Annotated in this window: 24 protein-coding genes and 1 tRNA gene; 15 read left to right on the top strand and 10 right to left on the bottom strand. The window is 63.3% G+C overall.

Going from position 1 to position 18197, the window contains the following annotated elements; translation table 11 throughout:
* Nucleotides 1-6: 6 nt before the first annotated feature.
* Nucleotides 7-267 (bottom strand): chlororespiratory reduction protein 7, encoded by a 261-nt coding sequence (locus KBY75_RS05410; protein ID WP_254937837.1) that lies wholly within the window; start codon nucleotides 265-267, stop codon nucleotides 7-9.
* Between KBY75_RS05410 and KBY75_RS05415 the strand changes: the two genes are divergently transcribed.
* On the top strand, nucleotides 266-931 hold the full coding sequence (locus KBY75_RS05415) for a DUF6816 family protein (RefSeq protein WP_254937836.1): 666 nt from the start codon (nucleotides 266-268) through the stop codon (nucleotides 929-931). The genes KBY75_RS05410 and KBY75_RS05415 overlap by 2 nt on opposite strands.
* Here KBY75_RS05415 and KBY75_RS05420 read toward each other — a convergent pair.
* Nucleotides 888-1607, bottom strand: a complete 720-nt coding sequence (locus tag KBY75_RS05420) for a glutathione S-transferase (protein WP_255023244.1) — start codon at nucleotides 1605-1607, stop codon at nucleotides 888-890. The genes KBY75_RS05415 and KBY75_RS05420 overlap by 44 nt on opposite strands.
* 65 nt (nucleotides 1608-1672) lie before the next feature.
* Between KBY75_RS05420 and KBY75_RS05425 the strand changes: the two genes are divergently transcribed.
* Genes KBY75_RS05425 through KBY75_RS05445 form a run of 5 tightly spaced genes read left to right on the top strand, consistent with a single transcriptional unit; the run spans nucleotide 1673 to nucleotide 6012 of the window.
* Nucleotides 1673-1879: a DUF751 family protein gene (locus tag KBY75_RS05425; RefSeq protein ID WP_106633081.1), complete on the top strand. Its 207-nt coding sequence runs from the start codon at nucleotides 1673-1675 to the stop codon at nucleotides 1877-1879.
* A gap of 2 nt (nucleotides 1880-1881) precedes the next feature.
* On the top strand, nucleotides 1882-2274 hold the full coding sequence (gene rbfA / locus KBY75_RS05430) for a 30S ribosome-binding factor RbfA (protein WP_254937834.1): 393 nt from the start codon (nucleotides 1882-1884) through the stop codon (nucleotides 2272-2274).
* Nucleotides 2264-3913, top strand: a complete 1650-nt coding sequence (locus KBY75_RS05435; protein WP_396097997.1) for a glycoside hydrolase family 3 N-terminal domain-containing protein — start codon at nucleotides 2264-2266, stop codon at nucleotides 3911-3913. Before rbfA ends, KBY75_RS05435 begins: the two co-directional genes overlap by 11 nt.
* 45 nt (nucleotides 3914-3958) lie before the next feature.
* Nucleotides 3959-5170, top strand: a complete 1212-nt coding sequence (locus KBY75_RS05440; protein WP_255023245.1) for a glycosyltransferase — start codon at nucleotides 3959-3961, stop codon at nucleotides 5168-5170.
* An 11-nt stretch (nucleotides 5171-5181) separates the two neighbouring features.
* A complete protein-coding gene (locus KBY75_RS05445; protein ID WP_255023246.1) occupies nucleotides 5182-6012 on the top strand; it encodes a uroporphyrinogen-III synthase in 831 nt (276 codons plus the stop codon).
* Here the strand turns inward: KBY75_RS05445 and KBY75_RS05450 are convergent.
* The 3 genes from KBY75_RS05450 to zds are packed head-to-tail and all read right to left on the bottom strand — an operon-like array spanning nucleotide 5969 to nucleotide 8425.
* Nucleotides 5969-6520 carry a hypothetical protein gene (locus KBY75_RS05450; protein ID WP_255023247.1) on the bottom strand — a complete coding sequence of 184 codons (552 nt, stop codon included), beginning with the start codon at nucleotides 6518-6520 and terminating at the stop codon, nucleotides 5969-5971. The two genes, KBY75_RS05445 and KBY75_RS05450, sit on opposite strands and share 44 nt — an antisense overlap.
* Complete coding sequence (locus KBY75_RS05455; protein WP_254937830.1) at nucleotides 6480-6923, bottom strand: SRPBCC family protein; 444 nt, start codon at nucleotides 6921-6923, stop codon at nucleotides 6480-6482. Before KBY75_RS05455 ends, KBY75_RS05450 begins: the two co-directional genes overlap by 41 nt.
* A gap of 8 nt (nucleotides 6924-6931) precedes the next feature.
* The gene (gene zds, locus KBY75_RS05460; RefSeq protein ID WP_255023297.1) at nucleotides 6932-8425 is read right to left on the bottom strand and encodes a 9,9'-di-cis-zeta-carotene desaturase; all 1494 of its coding nucleotides are present in this window, start codon (nucleotides 8423-8425) and stop codon (nucleotides 6932-6934) included.
* 98 nt (nucleotides 8426-8523) lie between these two features.
* On the opposite strand from zds, the gene KBY75_RS05465 reads away from it, so the two are divergent.
* From KBY75_RS05465 to KBY75_RS05480, 4 genes are read left to right on the top strand one after another with little or no spacing between them, the layout of a single operon-like run.
* Nucleotides 8524-8934, top strand: coding sequence for an iron-sulfur cluster assembly accessory protein (locus tag KBY75_RS05465; RefSeq protein WP_255023248.1), 411 nt, complete (start codon nucleotides 8524-8526; stop codon nucleotides 8932-8934).
* Nucleotides 8935-8983: 49 nt separating this feature from the next.
* Nucleotides 8984-9406 carry a M48 family metallopeptidase gene (locus KBY75_RS05470; RefSeq protein WP_255023249.1) on the top strand — a complete coding sequence of 141 codons (423 nt, stop codon included), beginning with the start codon at nucleotides 8984-8986 and terminating at the stop codon, nucleotides 9404-9406.
* Entirely contained in the window at nucleotides 9403-10626 is a 1224-nt protein-coding gene (locus tag KBY75_RS05475) for a lipid-A-disaccharide synthase-related protein (protein WP_255023250.1), read from the top strand. Before KBY75_RS05470 ends, KBY75_RS05475 begins: the two co-directional genes overlap by 4 nt.
* The gene (locus tag KBY75_RS05480) at nucleotides 10623-10889 is read left to right on the top strand and encodes a hypothetical protein (RefSeq protein WP_255023251.1); all 267 of its coding nucleotides are present in this window, start codon (nucleotides 10623-10625) and stop codon (nucleotides 10887-10889) included. Before KBY75_RS05475 ends, KBY75_RS05480 begins: the two co-directional genes overlap by 4 nt.
* On the opposite strand, the gene KBY75_RS05485 is transcribed toward KBY75_RS05480, so the two are convergent.
* Entirely contained in the window at nucleotides 10846-11781 is a 936-nt protein-coding gene (locus KBY75_RS05485; RefSeq protein WP_255023252.1) for a TIGR01777 family oxidoreductase, read from the bottom strand. The genes KBY75_RS05480 and KBY75_RS05485 overlap by 44 nt on opposite strands.
* Before the next feature lie 101 nt (nucleotides 11782-11882).
* On the opposite strand from KBY75_RS05485, the gene ndhO reads away from it, so the two are divergent.
* Complete coding sequence (gene ndhO, locus KBY75_RS05490; protein ID WP_255023253.1) at nucleotides 11883-12128, top strand: NAD(P)H-quinone oxidoreductase subunit O; 246 nt, start codon at nucleotides 11883-11885, stop codon at nucleotides 12126-12128.
* Between the two features lie 24 nt (nucleotides 12129-12152).
* Here ndhO and KBY75_RS05495 read toward each other — a convergent pair whose 3' ends face one another.
* From KBY75_RS05495 to KBY75_RS05505, 3 genes are all read right to left on the bottom strand, one after another.
* The gene (locus KBY75_RS05495) at nucleotides 12153-12803 is read right to left on the bottom strand and encodes a J domain-containing protein (RefSeq protein WP_255023254.1); all 651 of its coding nucleotides are present in this window, start codon (nucleotides 12801-12803) and stop codon (nucleotides 12153-12155) included.
* A gap of 232 nt (nucleotides 12804-13035) precedes the next feature.
* A complete protein-coding gene (locus KBY75_RS05500) occupies nucleotides 13036-14493 on the bottom strand; it encodes an iron uptake porin (protein WP_254937822.1) in 1458 nt (485 codons plus the stop codon).
* 215 nt (nucleotides 14494-14708) lie between these two features.
* Nucleotides 14709-14834: a hypothetical protein gene (locus KBY75_RS05505; RefSeq protein WP_254937821.1), complete on the bottom strand. Its 126-nt coding sequence runs from the start codon at nucleotides 14832-14834 to the stop codon at nucleotides 14709-14711.
* Nucleotides 14835-15088: 254 nt separating this feature from the next.
* On the opposite strand from KBY75_RS05505, the gene KBY75_RS05510 reads away from it, so the two are divergent.
* Nucleotides 15089-15742 (top strand): aspartyl/asparaginyl beta-hydroxylase domain-containing protein, encoded by a 654-nt coding sequence (locus tag KBY75_RS05510; RefSeq protein WP_254937820.1) that lies wholly within the window; start codon nucleotides 15089-15091, stop codon nucleotides 15740-15742.
* Between the two features lie 55 nt (nucleotides 15743-15797).
* On the opposite strand, the gene psbD is transcribed toward KBY75_RS05510, so the two are convergent.
* Nucleotides 15798-16853 carry a photosystem II D2 protein (photosystem q(a) protein) gene (gene psbD / locus KBY75_RS05515; protein WP_254960822.1) on the bottom strand — a complete coding sequence of 352 codons (1056 nt, stop codon included), beginning with the start codon at nucleotides 16851-16853 and terminating at the stop codon, nucleotides 15798-15800.
* 178 nt (nucleotides 16854-17031) lie between these two features.
* Here psbD and KBY75_RS05520 point away from each other — a divergent pair, with 178 nt between their 5' ends.
* The 3 genes from KBY75_RS05520 (at nucleotide 17032) to KBY75_RS05530 (ending at nucleotide 18113) form a co-directional block, all read left to right on the top strand.
* Nucleotides 17032-17295, top strand: coding sequence for a hypothetical protein (locus tag KBY75_RS05520; protein WP_254935584.1), 264 nt, complete (start codon nucleotides 17032-17034; stop codon nucleotides 17293-17295).
* A gap of 33 nt (nucleotides 17296-17328) precedes the next feature.
* A complete protein-coding gene (locus KBY75_RS05525) occupies nucleotides 17329-18012 on the top strand; it encodes an ABC transporter ATP-binding protein (RefSeq protein ID WP_255023255.1) in 684 nt (227 codons plus the stop codon).
* A gap of 29 nt (nucleotides 18013-18041) precedes the next feature.
* A tRNA-Asn gene (locus KBY75_RS05530) sits at nucleotides 18042-18113 on the top strand.
* Nucleotides 18114-18197: the final 84 nt, after the last annotated feature.

Raw genomic sequence — 18197 nt, forward strand, 5'->3', positions numbered from 1 at the left:
CCCCCCTTAGCCGGGCGGTTCGATCCGCACCGCAAACCACTGAATCGTCAGTCCAGGCGCCAACTCCAGTTCGCAGGCGGTTTCCAGCAGTCGCTGGGCCTGCAAGCCTGGGCTAGGGAGACCGGCCAGATCTGCCGGCACCGGCTCCAGCTTGGCAAGCCGGGCCTCAAGCCAGGCCAGGGTTTCGGCCGCCGTGAGAATCCGCTCGCCGCCACCTGGCTCCAGCACCACGTAATGATCAAGCTCCCGCAACAGGGGATCGGACATGACTGGAGCCCTACTGGCGCCCATCCTGGCGCTGCTGCTGGCGATGGGGCCGGGCGTGCTGGCCGAACGGGCCGCCCACTGGCCCGAGTGGCGCCTGCCCGCTCCCCTAGAGCGACCCTCAACTCGAGCCGGCCACCAGGATCTGAGCTACCCCGACTGGATGGCCGGGCGCTGGCAGGTGCGCAGCGAGGACCTGGACTACGAGGTGCGCTTCAGCCCCGACCCAGGCGGAGCGGTGGTGGGCGATCGGGCCTTCAATGCCACCGCGATCGGCAGGGCCCTGCTGGGCGCTGCCCTGCTGCAAGTGCGCAATGATCCGGCCAACCCAAACCGCCAGATCGCCTTGCTGGCGGGTGATCAGCAACTGGAATCGACGGTGGTGGGACGCCGCAGCGAGTCCCCCAATCCGACCGACTTCTGGGCTGACGAACTGGCCCTGCAGGTACTGCACGGCCCCGGCGACCCCCGGGTGAGCCGGGTGGAAACCCTGAGCCACTACAGCCAAAATCCCGACGGCACGGTTACAACCGAACAGTGGCAAGCCAGCTATCCCTCACCAGCTTTGGGGCTAGCCGCGGCGGCCAGCAGCAGCGGCCATTTCCAACTAACCCTGACGCCGATCAGCCCCGACCCGCTTCCAGCACAATCCGATCCCGCCAGTTGAACAGGGGCTCCAGCAGCGGGTGGTCGGCGATGCCGCTAACCCCTTGGCCCGCCAGGGGCGCACCACTACTAGCCGGGAATTTGAGCAAGCCCAACTGGGCGGCAACGGCCAGATCGGCAAGGGTGAGGCGATCACCCACCAAATAGGGCTGATCGGCAACCAGCACAGCCAACTGCTCAAGGTTGGTCTGCAGCTGCTGGCGCTCAGCACTGCCTACCACCGTTGCCACCGCCTCGCCGACGCCAGCCATCACGGCGGCGGGCAGGTTGCTGACCAGCTGACGCAGGGGGCCGGGGGTGGAGTCGGGCAGCAGGGCGGAGCGCAACAGCGGATCAACAGCCGCCGCTTGCACCAGGGCAAGCCGGCAGCCAGCAGCAAGGGCGGTATCGGCCCAGTCTTCGATCAGCAGCACCCTGGCTCGCTCGGCCGGGGCCTCGGGCAGCAGCAGCGGCTCGGGGTGATGCCGCTCCAGATAAAGGGCAATGGCCGTGGAATCGGCAATTACTTCACTGCCATCCAGCAGCACTGGCACCTGGCGCTGGCCCGACAGGCGGAAGAGTTCCAGCTGGCCCAAGCCGGGCGTGACCTCGACAACGGAGTAGTCGAGCCGTTTAGCGGCCAACACCAGCCGCACCTTCTCGCAAAAGGCCGAATGCCTGAACTGGTGCAGTTCCATGCTTCAAACCTGACCTCTGGGCGGCAGAGTAGCCAGCAAGCAGCAAGGACCGACCACCCCGGGCGATGAAGGACTTCTTCCTGAATGTGACGCGCTACCCGCGCTACCTGGTGGCTTTTGGCCTGGGTGTGGCCAATTCGGTGTTCGAGCCGCTGGCAGCCCGGGGCCGCAATCCGGTAACGGCGGTTGCCCTGATTGGCGCCGGCGTCAGCGGCCTGCTGAGCCTGGGGCTGATCCTGCATGCGATGGTGAACCCAGCACCGCTGGCATAGCCATGGCACAGAGCCGACGGGTGGAGCGGGTGGCCTCCCTGATCCGCCGCGAAATTAGTGAGCTGCTGATTGGCGGCATCAAGGACGAGCGGGTCAACCAGGGGATGGTGAGTGTCACCACAGTTGAAGTGGCCGGCGATCTGCAGCACTGCAAGATTTTTGTGAGCGTCTTCGGCAGCGACGCCGACAAAGAGCAAGCCATGGCAGGGCTTCGTTCGGCTAGCCCCTTTGTAAAAGGTGAGCTGAGCCGGCGGCTGAAAATGCGGCGCACCCCTGAGGTGGTGTTTGTGCTCGATCGAGGCATCGAAAAGGGCACCACAGTGCTGGGGCTGCTCAATCGCCTAGAAGACGAGCGGCAGGAGAAGGGCGAACCCGCTGAAGCCAGTGATCTCTGAACCAAGCGCGACCCAAACCGCCGGTCCAGCCCTGCTGCGCCTGATCCACCAACTGATCGTGGTGCGGGCCACCGGCAAACTCGCCGACCACCAACGCGGCTACCCCCGCTGGGAGCTGCCTAACAACAAGCTCCGCAGCCTGCTGGAAGCTGGCGTGGGCGGTGTGATCCTGCTTGGCGGCAGCGCCGCCGAGGTGGCCCTGCGCTGCACCCAGCTGCGCCGCTGGGCCGCTGGGCCGCTGCTGCTCTGCGCCGATGTGGAGGAGGGGGTGGGTCAGCGTTTCGACGGCGCCACTTGGTTGGTGCCACCCCTAGCCCTGGGACGCCTCTACGGACGCGAGCCCCAACAGGCGCTTGAGCTAGCCGAACGCTACGGGCAATGCACGGGCCGGGATGCCCAAGCCCTGGGGCTCAACTGGGTGCTGGGGCCGGTGTGCGATGTCAACAACAACCCGGCCAACCCGGTGATCAATGTGCGGGCCTGGGGGGAAGATCCAGCCACAGCGGGGGCGCTGGCAGCAGCCTTTGTGCGGGGCGTGCAGGCAGCTGGGGTGCTCGGCTGCGCCAAGCACTTCCCTGGCCACGGCGACACCAGCAGCGACTCCCATATCACCCTGCCCCTGCTGCCCCACAGCCGCGAGCGGCTGGCGGCGATCGAGCTTCCGCCGTTTCAACAGGCGATCGCTGCTGGAGTGGCCTCAGTGATGACCGCCCACCTGATGCTGCCGGAGCTTGATCAAGAGCGGCCAGCCACCCTGTCCAAGCCGGTGCTTACCGGGCTGCTGCGCCAGCAGCTGGGCTTCGCTGGATTGATCGTGACCGATGCCCTGGTGATGGACGCGATCACCGGGCACTACGGCGCCGGTGAGGCGGCCGTGCTGGCCCTGGAAGCCGGGGCAGATCTGGTTTTAATGCCCGCCGATGCGGATGCCGCCATCGCCGCCATCGCTGAAGCGGTGGCCAGCGGCCGGCTCAGTGTTGAGCAGCTGGAAGCCAGTGCCGAGCGCCGCCTTCAGGCCCTGGAGCGCTGCGCTGGGCCTGAAGCGGCCTTGGCCATTGCCGATCCAGAGGCGGCCGCCCAGCCCAACCAGTCCCTGGCCCTGGAGCTGGTGCGGACCACCTTGGAGACAGCCGGCAGCACCGGCGCCGCCACCCCCCAGGCCGGCATCAACCTGATCAGGCTCGACTCAGCCCTAGCCGCAGCCGCCGCAGTGCTAAGCGCCACCGCTCCAGCGCTGGCTCGGCCCGAATCCCGCGGCTGGCGCACCGTGCTGCTGGAGGCCCGCAGCCCCAGCCCTTGGGGCACCGACACCGACGCCCCCCTCGCCTTGGAGCGGCTCGGCCCAGGACAGGTGCTGCTGCAGTTGTTTGTGCGAGGCAATCCCTTCCGCGGCAGCGCCGGCAGCGCCGAGCCCTGGCCCGCGGCCCTGCGTCAACTAGCAAGAGCAGGAAGGCTGGCGGGGCTGGTGGTGTACGGCAGCCCCTACCTCTGGGAGGAGCTGCGCCCCCTACTGCCACCGGGCGTCCCTGGCGTTTACAGCCCCGGCCAGATGCCCCTGGCTCAGGCCGAAGCTCTGCAAAGACTGGGCAGTGGACTGGGGCTGGGAGACACTGAAGCGGGCGCTGGCTTCACCGACTGAGCCGGAGCCGAGCTGTCCGTTTCTCGCCCCGTCCCCATCCGGCCCATGCTCAGTCTCTCGATGATCGTGCGCAACGAAGCCGAGCGGCTGGAGCGCTGCCTGGCCTCGGTGGCGGGCTTCGTCGATGAGATGGTGCTGCTGGACACCGGTTCCAGCGATGCCACCATCGCCATCGCCGAGAGCTGCGGTGCGGTTGTACACCAGCTGCCTTGGCCAGGGGATTTCGCGCCGGCCCGCAATGAGGCCCTAGGGCACGTGAACGGGGACTGGGTGCTCGTGCTCGATGCCGACGAGTGGCTGCTGCCCGAGGCCCGCCAGCCGCTCCAAGCCCTGATGGCCGAGCCGGATCTACTGCTGATCAACCTGCTGCGGCAGGAGCTGGGGGCGGCCCAGTCGCCTTACTCAAATGTGAGCCGCCTGTTTCGCCGCCATCCAGCCATTCACTGGAGCCGGCCCTACCACTCGATGGTGGATGACAGCGTGCTGGCCCTGCTGGGAAAGGAGCCCCACTGGCAACTGGCTGATTGCGCTGTGCCTGCCTTGGCCCACGATGGCTACCGCACTGATCTGCTGGCCAGCGGCGCCAAGGCGAAACGGCTGCGCCAGGCCATGGAGGCCGACCTGGCCTCCCAGCCGGGAGATCCCTACGCCTGCGCCAAGCTCGGCAGCCTGGAGGTGAGCGAGGGCAACCGCGAACGCGGCATTGCCTTGCTGCAGCAGGGGTTAGCCCGGTGCCCAGCCAGCCGCCATCCCGAGCGCTACGAGCTGCTGCTGCACCTGGCGATCGCCCTGGGCAGCAGCGACCCAAAACACGCCAGCCAGCTCTACCGCCAAGCCCTGGAGCTGCCCCTGCCGCCGCGGCTCACCCTGGCGGCCCGGCTGAATCTGGCGGCCCTGCTGCAAGAGCCCGTCACCACGAGCCAGGGCGCCCTGGAAGAGGCCTGCGAATTGTGCCGCCAGGCCTGCGCAGCGGCGCCCGAACTGGGACTCGGCTGGCTGCACCTGGGGATCAGCGAGCGGCGACGCGGTCAGCTGCCGGCGGCAATCGCGGCCTACCGCTCAGCCCTGGAGCGCGATCCAAGCCTGGCCGCCGCCCAGCAGAACTTGGCCGTGGCCCTGCTGCTCAGCGGTGACGTGCCAGGGGCCCGCAGCGGCTTCCGCCGGGCAATCGCCCTGTTGGAGCAGCAAAACCGGCAAAGCGAAGCGGAAGCACTGCGGCAACAGGCGGGCAGCATGGTCAAGCTGGATGACCAGTGATCCCCCTGGCCATGGCTTCTGACTCCTATCTGAGCGGCCGCAGCATCGCCGTGACCAGGGCCGAAACCCAGCTAGGGGAAGCTCGGCGCCTGTTTGAAGCCGCTGGTGCCACAGTGGTAGATCTGCCGGCCTTGGTGGTGACCCCACCAGATGAATGGGGGCCTCTCGACGATGCCCTGGCCGAGCTCGATGATTTCCACTGGCTGGTTTTTTCCAGTGGCAACGGAGTTGAGGCAGTGGAGCAGCGGCTGCGCCGCATCGGCCGCTCCCTGGCACGGCGGCCCAGCCACCTCAAGATCGCTGCGGTAGGCCGCAAAACCGCGGCGCAGCTCGAATCGCTTGGATCGCCCGCCGACTTCATCCCGCCCAGCTTTGTGGCTGACAGCCTGCTCGAGCACTTTCCCGTCTCAGGTTGGGGGCTGCGCCTTTTGCTGCCCCGGGTGCAGAGCGGCGGCCGCACACTGCTAGCGGATGCCTTCGCCGCTGCTGGTGTCCGGGTGGTTGAAGTTGCCGCCTACGAAACCGGCTGTCCCGAGGGTTTACCCAGCGCTGCGGTGGCCGCCTTAGAGCACCGGCGCCTCGACGCCATCACCTTCAGCAGCGGCAAAACCGTGAGCCACACCTGCCAGCTGCTGGAAGGGGCTTTCGGGCCCACCTGGAGCAGCCAGCTGGACGGGGTGGCGGTGGTTTCAATTGGACCCCAAACCAGCGAGCGCTGCCTGCAGCTACTCGGCCGCGTCGATGCTGAAGCCGATCCCCATGACCTGACTGGACTGGTGGAGGCCTGCGGCCGCAGCCTCAGAGCTCGGCCGTCACCGCCTGCTTGCCCTGACGCAGGGTGAGGCGACCCTTTTGAACATCGATGCTGGCGACGCTCCAACCAGCCGGCAGTAGGGGCGTGGTTTGGTAATCCATGGTTCTGGAGTCCGTGGTGCTGCCGCCTCTCTGACCAACCCGCAAGGTGCCGCTCTCCGCACCGAACTGCACCAGAGCCTCCGGGGTGCCGCCGGAGCGAATCACGCCGTTGAAGATCAAGCCAGGGGGAAGGGTGAGAAGTACCGGTCGGGTTGCGCTTATCTGCAAAGGTGCAAAGGGATCAACACGCCCAGAGGCAACGGAAGCCACCACCTGATTGGAGCTGGGCAGGGGTGTCAGTCCTGCCAAGGGAGCTGGTGCCCCAACAGGCGCTGGTGCTGGGGGCGCCGGCTGCGACTTGGGCGGAGGGGTTGCCTGGCTGGTGGCCTGCGGGGGCTTCTCCCCAGAGCAGGAGACCAGCAGCAGGGCTGCAGCGATGGCAGAGCCGAGGAACTTAAGGGTTGCGGGTTTCAACGAGATCACGGAATCGGTCAAGGTTGGCCTGAAGCTCCTTGGTCACAATTCCACCCAGGATGCTTGGTTCCATCAATGGTGCCAAGACCCCAGGCAATTCATAGCTGACGCTCAGCTTGACCGCCGTGAGCTCGGGCGCCTGGGAGTAGAAGCGCACCGCACCCTTAGTGGGCAGGCCTCCCACCGACTCCCAGTGCAGTTGCTGGGCCTCCACCCGCTGGCTGATACGGGCTTTCCAATGGAAGCGGAAGCCCTGCGCCGCCAGGGTCCAATCGGTGAGATCGGGGTCGCCCGGCTCGGTTACAACCGACTCGATCCAGCGCATCCACTGGGGCATCGCCTCCAAGTCACTCCATACCTCCCACACCTGATCCACCGAGGCCCGGATCTCTGTGGTGACGCTGTGCTCAAGCCAACGGCCCATGGAATCTCCTACGAAACAGAGGTGTTGGTGGCCAGCGCAGCCTGGCTTCCCAGGATCGCCGCTGCGGCTAAGCGCCCACTCATGGTGGCGCCTTCCATCGAATCGATGTAATCCTGCTTGGTGTAACTACCGGCCAGATAAAAATTGGCTACCGGCGTGGCTTGCTCTGGCCGGTAAGGCTCCATGCCGGGAGCCTCGCGGTAAAGGGACTGGGCCAGCTTCACCACGTTGCTCCACACCAGCTTCAGGCCCGCGGCCGAAGGGAACAGGCTTCGCACTTGGGCGTCGGTGTGGGCCACGATCTCTTCGGTTTTCTTGGGAATCCAGGGATCACCTGGGGTGAGCACGCACTGGAGCAAGGAGCCCTGCCCCTGTTTGCGGTAATCCTCGGGACTGGCCAAGGCCAGATCGGCGAAGCAGCTGAAATCAGCGTCGGCGGTATAAAGCAGGTTGTCGAGGCCAGCGGGGCTGCTGAGATCGGCGCGGGCGGCGGTGGCGGCGGCGCCATCACCGAGCTCGGTCACCCAGCCGTCGTAACGGAGCTGCACGGTGGCCACCGGCACCGCATCAAGCTTGTAAATGTTGTCGAATAGGGGCCAGCGGCGCCAGGCTTGGGGCAGCATTCGCTGAATACCAGGCACATCGCAGGCGGCCAAATAGGTGTCTGCGACTACAGAGACATCGCCCTCGGGGGTGCCAAGAGTGAGGCTGCTCACCCGGGTAGCGGGCTGGCCATCGACGCCAGCTGCCCCCTCCTCGAAATGCACCTCCGTGACCCGGTGGCGCAGATGCAGCCGGCCGCCGCGCTGCTGGATGTAGTCGAGGATCGGGCCCGTGAGCCAGCGGTGGGGCGAGCCTTTGAGCAGGTTGAGCTTGGAGGCCTCGGTTTTAGAAGCAAACATCATGAAGATCGTGAGCATGCAGCGGGCCGAGATGGCCTCGCAATCAATGAAGCCCAGGGCATAGGCGATCGGATTCCACATCCGCTTAATGCTCTGCTCACTGCCACCATGGCCCACAAACCACTCCTGGAAGCTGATCCGATCCAGGGCTCGGATCGTCTTCATTGCCCCCTCGTAGTCCACCAAGCCGCGCACGATCGGGCTGGTGCCCAGGGCTAGGGCATTGCGCAGCTTGTCGATCCAGTCGAGCTGGGGAGTGGTGAAGAAGGCCTTCAAGCCATTGAAGGGCGCGCCAAGGGCGAAGCGAAAGTCAAGCTCCCGCAGATCGCCGCCAGTATTCACAAATAAATGGGTGTGGTCCTTGGGCAGCAGGTTGTCGATCGCCCCCACCTTGCGCATCAGGGCGAAGAGGTTGGCGTAGTTGAAAAAGAACACATGCAGCCCCATCTCAATGTGGTTGCCGCCCTCATCCACCCAGCTGCCCACCTTGCCGCCCAGAAACGGCCGGGCCTCGTAGAGATCCACCTGATGGCCGGCATCCACCAGATCCACGGCCGCAGATAAACCGGCCAGTCCCGCTCCCACGATGGCGACCTGCACCCTTTCAACCCTCATTAGTGCGCTGACTCTATGGAGACACTCCGCCAGGCAGCGAACGGGAAGCCTTCATACAGTGGTCGGTACCGGCGTAAATCTCGATGGGTACGGAAACTGTCACAGCTGTTGCAGCCCAGGCCCAAGCCACCTTCACCGCCAAAGACGGGAAAGGGATCCTGATCACCGAACCGGCCATGAAGCAGCTGGGGGCTCTGATGAACCAGCAGGGCGAGGCCAAGGTGTTGAGGGTGGGCGTGCGCTCCGGGGGCTGCAGCGGCATGAGCTACACGATGGACTTCATCGATGCCAGCGCGATCCAGGGCGATGACGAGCACTACACCTACGAACCTGCCGATGCTCCCAGTTTCTCGGTGGTGTGCGATCCCAAGAGCCTGCTCTACATCTACGGAATGCAGCTGGATTTTTCCTCAGCCCTAATCGGCGGCGGCTTTAACTTCACCAACCCCAATGCCAGCCAGACCTGCGGCTGCGGCAGCTCGTTTGCGGTGTGATGCCCATCGGGTGGCAATCTGAGCACATGACCAGGCAAGCCGCCTCCCCATGACCTCAGCACAAGCACCCTCCCTGTTCGAGCAGGCAATGCAGCGCTACCAGGAGGGAGCGGCACCAGCTGAATTGATCGATAGCTTCATCGCCATCACCGAGCAGTCCCCCAACCAGTCGGCGGGATGGACCTGCCTGGCCTGGCTGCAGCTGCTCGATGAGCAGCCCCAAGCCGCCCTGCGCTCCGCCAAAACGGCCGTGCGCCTTAACCCCCAGGACCCCCAAGCCCGCATCAACCTGAGCCTGGCCATGCTGGAAACGGGCGCCAAAGGGGTGCGCGAACACGTCGAAATTGTGCAGCGGGTAATGGCAATGGCGCCTGAGATGACTGGCGAACTGCAGGATTCGATCGCCGATGGCCTAGTGCGCAAACCAGGCTGGAAGGCCATGGAGAAGCTGAAGGCCTGGCTGGCGGGTTGAAACCGGTTCTGCTACTCAGCAACGGCCACGGGGAAGACCTCAGTGGTGCCCTGGTAGCTGCCGAGCTGATGCAGCGGGGAATCCCGGTTGAGGCCCTGCCCCTGGTGGGTCACGGCAGCCCCTATCGCCAGCGGGGCGTGCCGGTGCTGGGCCGCACCCGCAGCTGCAGCACGGGCGGCCTCGGCTACACCAGCCTGCGCGGACGGCTCAGCGAGCTGCTGGAAGGCCAGATGGGCCATGTGCTCGACCGGCTATTGCTCCTACGCCGCCGCCGCCGCCACTACGGCCTGGTGGTGGCCGTGGGCGATGTGCTGGCGGTACTGGGGAGCTGGCTCTCGGGCCTGCCCAGCGCCGTTTATCTAGTGGCTTACTCCAGCCACTACGAAGGCCGCCTGCGCCTGCCCTGGCCCTGCGGCTGGCTGCTGAGCCAAGCAAGCATCAAACCCATCTGGAGCCGCGATTCCCTCACCGCCAACGACCTCAGCCAGCAACTGAACCGTGCCGTGGTCTTCCTCGGCAATCCCTTCCTCGACGTGGTGAGCGCCGACACACGCGAATCACGGCCACTGCCGGCGTTGCAATTGGAGCTGGCACTGGTGCCAGGCAGCCGCCTGCCGGAAGCGGCGCGCAATTTCGCTCTAATGCTGCGGGTGCTAGCCCTGCTGCCCGAGGAATGGGCGCGCAGCCAGCCCCTGCGGCTACGCGCCGCCCTGGTGTCTGAGCTCGACTGCAGTCGCGTTGCCAGGCTGGCCGGCCCCCTGGGCTGGCGGCTCGAGGCAAGCGACCGGCTGGTTCGCGGCCCCCTAGTAGTTGAACTTGGCTGGGGCCAGTTTGGGGAGATCTTGGCCTCCTCCCAGCTGGTGCTGTGCATGGCTGGCACCGCCGCCGAACAGGCCGTGGGGCTAGGCAAGCCAGTGCTGCAGCTGGTGGGACAGGGCCCCCAATTCACAGCGGGCTTTGCTGAAGCCCAGCGCCGCTTGCTTGGCCCTGGCGTGCGCTGCGCCCCCGGCAGCAGCGGCAGTGCAGCAAACCTGGCCGCCACCGCCCAGCTGGCTCAGGAACTGCTGAAGCAGCAAAGCGATCCCAAGCAAGGACCAGCCCTACGCCAGTCCCTGGCGGCCATTGGCCTGGAGCGAATCGGCGCGCCCGGCGGCAGCCAGGCAATGGCAGCGGCGATCATGGCAATGCTGCGCCCTAATCAGGCCTCTGAGCTGCCATGACCGCACCTAACCCCTCCCCCAGCTTCCTGCAGCAACTCAAGGGATCGATGGACACCCTGCTGGTGGTGGATGTGTTTGTGGTGATTGCCGGGGCAATTTGGTTTGCCGTGGCCGTAACCCTGCACAGCCAGCACATCGAAGCCCCCCTGGAGTTGTTTCAGCGGCTGTGGGAGCCGCTTTTTACCCCGGCAATTGGCTTGCTGATGGGAGCAGCGCTGCTCAGCGGGGTGCTGGGTTGGTGGCAGCGGCGAGGGCAGCGCTGAGCTGGGGATACTGAAAAGTGAACCCCTGGGCCAGCAAGCGCTCGGGCACCACCTGCTGGCCCTCCAGCACCACCTGGGCCCCATCGCCAAGCAACAGCTGCAGGATCGGCCCCGGCACGGGCAAGAGGCTGGGGCGTCCTAGGGCCTTGCCTAGGGCGCTGGCGAACAGGCCCATGGTGGTGGCTTCCGGGCTAACGGCGTTGTAGACACCGCTGTAGGCGCCATCTTCAAGGGCCGTGGCGATCAAGCGACAGAGATCGTGGCGATGAATCCAGCTCATCCACTGGCGTCCGGATCCGACTGGCCCACCGAAACCCAAACGGAAGATGGGCAACATCTTGCCGAGGGCACCACCATCGGGGCCGAGCACGATGCCGATGCGCAGCTTCACCAACCGGCAAGCAGCTGGAACCTGATCAGCCGCCGCTTCCCAGCGCTGGCAGATTTCGGCCAGAAAATCACTACCGGCGGGGCTGGTCTCGCTGAAGCGCATCTGCGTACTGGAGCCGTAGAAGCCCACAGCTGAACCATTAACCAGCACGGCGGGGGGCTGCTCCAACCGCGCCAAGGCAGCCACCAGCAGCTCAGTGGTGCGAACGCGGCTTTGCAGCAACAACTGGCAGTGGCCAGGGGTCCAACGACGTTCAGCGATCGGCTCACCGGCGAGGTTCACAACACCCTCCGCCGCAGAAAGGGCCCTATCAAGGCCGTTATCGGCCCAACTGGCCGCATTGGCCGGATCTAGGCGTATGCAGGCCAGTCTCTTACCAACCAGAGCCGGAAAGGGCTGGGACTGACGACTCACGAGGGTCAGCTCATGACCTAGCTCGAGCAGAAAAGGCACCAGCTCGCGGCCAACAAACCCCGAACAACCCAGCAGCAGCAGCCGCATTTCAGACTTAACAGCTTGAGGGAGGCTAGGCGGTTGCAACTGAGACGAGCTGGTCTGGACTGCCCGGTGCGCCTTAGCCTGAGCCAACAGACAAATTCACCATGGCTGACGCCGCCCCAGCACCTGCAGCCCAAACGCCCTTAAAGAAGGGCAGCCTGGTGCGGGTAAATAAAGCTGCTTACAGCGGCAGCCTGGAAGCCAACGCGAGCGATGCACTGCCGGGCTACTTGATTGAAGGTCCTGGCGAAATCCTGGCTATCAAGGGCGACTATGCCCAGCTGCGCTGGCGACGCCCGGTGCCAGATGTGTGGCTGCGGCTGGATCAGCTGGAAGCCTTTAGTAATTAAAGCCAACGGGGGCAATTTTTTGGCTCAAATCCCTAACTCCCGCCTCTGGGACTGCAAGTCCTGACGGCGCAGTCGAGCCTGCTTCAGCAGCTCCCTACCGTCGTGCAGATATGAATCCACGTAGCCCATGGTGTAGCGCTCCAGTTCAGTTAAAGCGTCTTTCACCAAGCTGAGGCAGTGATAAAGATCAAGGGCAAATGCTTGTCCTACTGGTGGACATACCTGGGAGCGGTAGATCAACTCGACCTTGTCGACGCGAGCCTGGCCTTGTTCAAGAAAGGCACAGAATGACTCCATCAAGGTGTCGTCGTAGGGATCGGCGGAAAGGGCCTTGAGCTGGGCTGGAAATGGATTGATCACCTGAGCCAAAAGCCGATCAATCGGCCCATACACCTGCTGCAACCACTGCTTCAACACAGCATCCGTGGCAGCGCTGCGTGTCGACTGGGCACGGGCCCGCTTCACGGAAAAGCTGGCGCCAGCAGGATCTAAAGGGATGGGCGCTGTGAGGTCGTGGCGGCGGCGGCGATCGGCATCGCGTAAAACCTCCCAGGCTGCATTGAGAGCCAGGATGGTGCGGTCATCGCCGCCTGCATCCGGGTGGTGTTGCTTCACCAGGGCCCGGTAGGCGGCCTTGATTTCAGCGCCGCTAGCAGTGGGTGAAACACCCAGCACGCGATAAGGATCGGCAGTGGGTTCAGCAGCAGCCAGGGCTCAGCCTCCGCAGGCAAAGGAATTTGTTGATGACTTTAGGAACTCAGGCCGCGCTGCCTGCCAACATCGCTTGTTGCTGCCCAACAAAAAACCCCGGGGTGAGCCGGGGTTGATTGAGGTGTGTGTGTGTTGAGAAGTGGAGGAGGAAAGGACCGGAGGTGTGTGAGGAATCCGGCCCTATTTGTTCTGAGAATCAGAACTTGAAGGTGGTCTTGAGCAGGCCGCCAACGGTATCGCTAACGCCGGTGTTCTCGATGTAGAAGAACGCAGGGGTCACGCTGATGTTGTCGGTGACTTGGAACTTGTAGAACAGTTCGTAGGCGATGGTGTCTTCACCATTGTCGAACCAGAGGCCGCCAGTCCCTTGACCGGCACCCAAGGCAGCCTGACCAGCACTACCGATTGCCATACCAAGGGAATTGCCCTTAACGAAGGCATCAGCCCACTGCAGGCCAACCATCCAGCTCCAGTTGTCATCCAAGAGGGAGGCACTGGAGGTGCCGTAACCAAAACCGGCGCTGATAGAGGGCACCCAGCTGGCTTCAGAGGGCTGCCAATAGGCGCTTAGGCCCATGTTGTTTGAATACACACCATCGATCTGACCAAAATCAGCGAAATCGGAGTAGGTGTAAGCAAGAGCGGCACCGAAGTTCTTGCCGGCGTAGCCAACTTGGGTAGTGAAGGTGTAAGCCTCGCCAACACCAATCTGGGAACTTTCAGCAGCGGCTTCGTTCGAAACGAAGTTGGTGCTGATGCTGAATCCATCTTTCTGATAGGAGACGCCAACACCGGCTCCCAGGTTCAGGCTGTAGGTACCGCGAGCACCTGCAAAAGTGAACAGGTCAAGAATGGTGTCGGAAGGATAAACACTGGGCCACATGGCCAGCATGTCATCCTGACGAACCTTGGCACCAAAGGTGGCGGTCAGGCCATCACCCACGGGGAACTGATAGAAGAGGCGGTTGATGCCAACCGTGTCTTGGCCACTGGTGGTGCCGCGACCACCTGTTTCTTCCTGGAAAGCGACTTCCAAGGTAGTGTTGCCGTTGCCGAAGGCGGAATTAGCAAAGTTGCCGGAACGCAGGGTGGTGCGCAGCAGGTCCTTGCCGGTGAAGCTGGTGTCGAAGGTCAGACGAACGTCATAGTTGAAAGTGACCTCGTCGCCGAAACCGGTGTTAGAGGCACCGCCCACTACGAAGGTGGCCAGGCCTTTCAGCTTGGTGGTGGTGGAGAACTGGTTGGCTTCCAGCTCGCCCACTTTGGCCTCAAGGCCGTCAACGCGACCCTTGAGGATGGCGAGTTCCTTTTCGAACTCAGCCATCAGCTTCTTGAGCTCGTCGGTCACTTCGGTGACGCGGTCGAGACAAGCGTTAAGCAGAGCAGCTGCTTCGAAGCGGGTCATGGCCCGGGCACCCTTGTAGGTGCCGTCGGGGTAACCAGCCACGCAGCCGTAGCGCTCGATCAGGTTGGACAGAGCCTGGTAAGCCCAGTCGGTGGGCTTGACGTCAGAGAACTGGGAGATGCTGGTGACTTGCTCCTCGGAGGCGTACTTGTTGACGCCGTCCAAGTTGAGCTCAGCTGCGGTAGCGGCCACGGGGGCCAGCAGGCCGAGGGCTGCAGGTGCAACCAAGAGTTGCTTAAAGAGTTTCATGGGTTCCTCACACGAGATGGCGCAATGCGCCGAACTCATAATCACTCGGTATCACAGCAACTGCGCCTAGGCCTGTGCCACTGCGCACAATGACACGCGCTCTCCTGCTACTTTCCCCGCCAAAACGATGCCCCCGACGGGCACGGGGCTCGTCGGGGGCTCTCGCCGGGTCCGCTATGGCGCGGAACCGTTTGATCAGGAATCAGGCGCCGAAATCAGCCGGCGTTCTCCGCGATCAGCAGACCCTGGGTGAAACAACTGGAACTCACGGGCACCTCCTCCTCTGGGGATTGGAGCCAGCCGGCGATGCATTCGGCGCCCGCCGAAACGGAATGCCACATCACTGCTGACAGATCAAACCCATCTTAAGGGGAAAGGACCAAAGCTAAGAGCCCTTTTCATACGATCTTTAGCGCACAAATTCCAATCAAGACTCATGGATGGGTCCAGCCACTCCCTAACCAGCAGACCTAAGCATCTGGCCAGGCGGCAGTGGACATCACCGGCTCGCAGCCGCCGGAAACTCCTACGCCGCTGGATCCATGGAGTACTGGAGAAAATAGTGTGCCATTTCGCGATCCACGGAGATCAACCTGTGTTTTCCACTGAGCAATTCAGCTGGATTAGCGAAGTGGAGGCCAACTGGTGCAACGTGCGCAGGGAACTAGATGCGGTGATGGAATATCGGGAGGGGATGCCGAATTTCCAGGACATCCTGCGGGAAGTGGGCGGCATCCAGAAGGATGACAACTGGAAAACCTTCTTCCTAAAAGGTGTAGGAATGAACTGCAGGGAAAATGCCAGGCGCTGCCCAGAAACCATGCGCGTTTTGGCAGTGATTCCAGGTTGCACCACTGCTTTCTTCTCAATCCTTTCACCTCGAAAGAAGATCCCCCCCCACCGAGGTGCGTGGGCAGGGGTGCTCCGCATGCACCTTGGCCTAATGGTGCCGGAACCTCGGAAGCGATGCCGCATCCGCATTGCTGATCAGGTGCACATGTGGCAAGAGGGACGGTGCCTGGTTTTTGATGACACCTACAACCACCAAGTTTGGAATAACACCGATGGATACAGAGTTGTGCTTTTCGTGGACTTCGAGCGACCGCTGCGCTGGCCGCTTAACAGCCTGAATCGATGGGTGCTGAACTTAGCTGCGCTTGCCCCCATTCTGCGAGAGGCCAATGCAAAGCAGCAAGCTGCTGAACGCAGCTTCTGGCAGAAATTTGCAGCCAAGACAATTGAGCCATAAAAAAGCGCCCCTTTCGGGGCGCTAAAAACTGGATTAACCGAATTAAACTTTTCTCCTAGAGAGCGTTGCCGCGGGGAAGAACCTCTTCAGGGAAGACGAAGTTTTCATGCGGCTGGTCAGCCGGTGCCATCCAGGCACGCAGACCTTCATTCAGCAAGATGTTCTTGGTGTAGAAGGTTTCAAATTCAGGATCCTCAGCAGCGCGGATCTCCTGGGACACGAAGTCATAGGCGCGCAGGTTGAGGGCCAAGCCGATGATGCCGATGCTGCTGGTCCAAAGACCCATCACCGGCACAAACAGCATGAAGAAGTGCAGCCAGCGCTTGTTGGAGAAGGCGATCCCGAAGATCTGGCTCCAGAAGCGGTTGGCAGTGACCATTGAATAGGTCTCTTCTTCCTGGGTGGGCTCGAACGCCTTGAAGGTGTTCGACTGATCGGAGTCCTCGAACAGGGTGTTCTCAACCGTGGCGCCGTGGATGGCGCACAGCAGAGCACCGCCGAGGATGCCGGCCACTCCCATCATGTGGAAGGGGTTGAGCGTCCAGTTGTGGAAGCCCTGCAGGAAGAGCAGGAAGCGGAAGATTGCTGCCACACCAAAGGAGGGAGCAAAGAACCAGCTGCTCTGGCCGAGGGGGTACATCAGGAAAACACTGACGAACACCGCGATCGGGCCGGAGAAGGCGATGGCGTTGTAAGGACGAATGCCCACCAGGCGGGCAATCTCGAACTGACGCAGCATGAAGCCGATCAGGGCGAAGGCGCCGTGCAGAGCCACGAAGGGCCAGAGGCCACCGAGCTGGCACCAGCGCACGAAGTCGCCCTGGGCTTCTGGGCCCCAGAGCAACAGCAAGCTGTGACCCATGGCATCAGCGGGGGTGCTGACAGCTGCGGTGAGGAAGTTGCAGCCCTCTAGGTAGGAGCTGGCAATTCCGTGGGTGTACCAGGAAGTGACAAAGGTGGTGCCGGTGAGCCAGCCACCCAGAGCCAAGTAGGCCGTGGGGAACAGGAGCAGACCAGACCACCCCACAAAAACGAAGCGGTCGCGCTTGAGCCAGTCATCGAGGATGTCGAACCATCCCCGCTGCGGCGCGCGGCCTAAGGCGATCGTCATGAGAGCGGCTTCATGAAGCGTTACATCGGAATACTACGGGTCACAACCGTCAGGTGCGCAAACCCGCCGCAACGCTGAGCAGATTTACCTAGGGGCCGCCAGTTGCGTTTTGCCCAAGTCGCGTCTTGCACCATGGGGGACGGGATTCGCCACAGTGGGGTCAGCCAACCCCCCATCCATGTACGTAGTAGAGCTCTCCCTAAAGCTCAGCCCCATGCCTGTGGCCGTTCAGCGCAAGGAGTTGAACGATGCCCAGGCCCTTTACAACCAGGTGCGGCAGGTCCTCGAAGGCGATGGCCCCCGACTGCTGGAACTCACTTGCGAGAAGGAGGAGGACAAGCGCATCACCTTGCTTTGCAGTGAAGTGGTAGCGGTGCAGCTTTACGAGAAATCAGCCATGGGTAGCGGCGGCAAGCGCCCCGGTTTCAGCTTCGACAGCTGATCGCCTACGGCGTCCCACTGGAGCCACCCGGACATGCCCCCTCCTCTCACGGTTGAGCGCCTGAGCTTCGCCTGGCCCAACGGCCGCCCGGCCCTGCGTCACTGCAACCTGCAGATCCCGAGGCCAGGGCTGTGGATGCTGGTGGGAACCAATGGCAGCGGCAAAAGCACTTTGCTGCGGTTGATCGCCGGCCTGCTGGAGCCCCGCAGCGGCCGCATTCACGCTGCCGGCAAGGCTGCGCTCGTTTTTCAAAACCCAGACCATCAGCTACTGCTGCCCAGCTGCGCCAGCGACCTGCAACTAGGCCTCCCAGCAGATTTAGGCGGCGATGAGCGGCGCTTGAGAGTCGCCCAATCCCTTCTGCAAGTTGGTTTAGGCGGTTTTGAGGAGCGGCCGATCCACACCCTCAGCGGCGGCCAAAAGCAGCGCTTGGCCATAGCAGGCGCCCTTGCCAGTGACGCCGATCTAGTGCTGCTTGATGAACCAACCGCCCTGCTAGATCCCGACAGCCAAAACGGGGTTTTGCAGTTGCTCTGGCAGCTCACCCACCGGCCCGCAGCCCCACTCACTGCCCTTTGGATCACCCACCGGCTTGAGGAGCTGCAGCACTGCGATGGCGCCGCCTTGATGGAGCACGGCTCCGTGGGGAGCTGGCAGAACGGACAGCAGCTAGCCCAGCACCTGGCCCCCTTGCAGGGCGGCAGGGCCGAAGGGTAAGGTCTTCGGACCGGTTTAATCCGGCTTAATCCTCGGTAGCTCAGCGGTAGAGCGATCGACTGTTAATCGATTGGTCGCAGGTTCGAATCCCGCCCGGGGAGCTTATTCACCAAACCGCAGCCCCCGGGTTGCGGTTTTTTAATGCCCGCGCCGCAACAAAAAACCAGGAAGAAATCCTGAAGATT

It is taken from the genome of Cyanobium sp. T1G-Tous, assembly GCF_024345455.1.
Taxonomy (GTDB): domain Bacteria; phylum Cyanobacteriota; class Cyanobacteriia; order PCC-6307; family Cyanobiaceae; genus Cyanobium_A.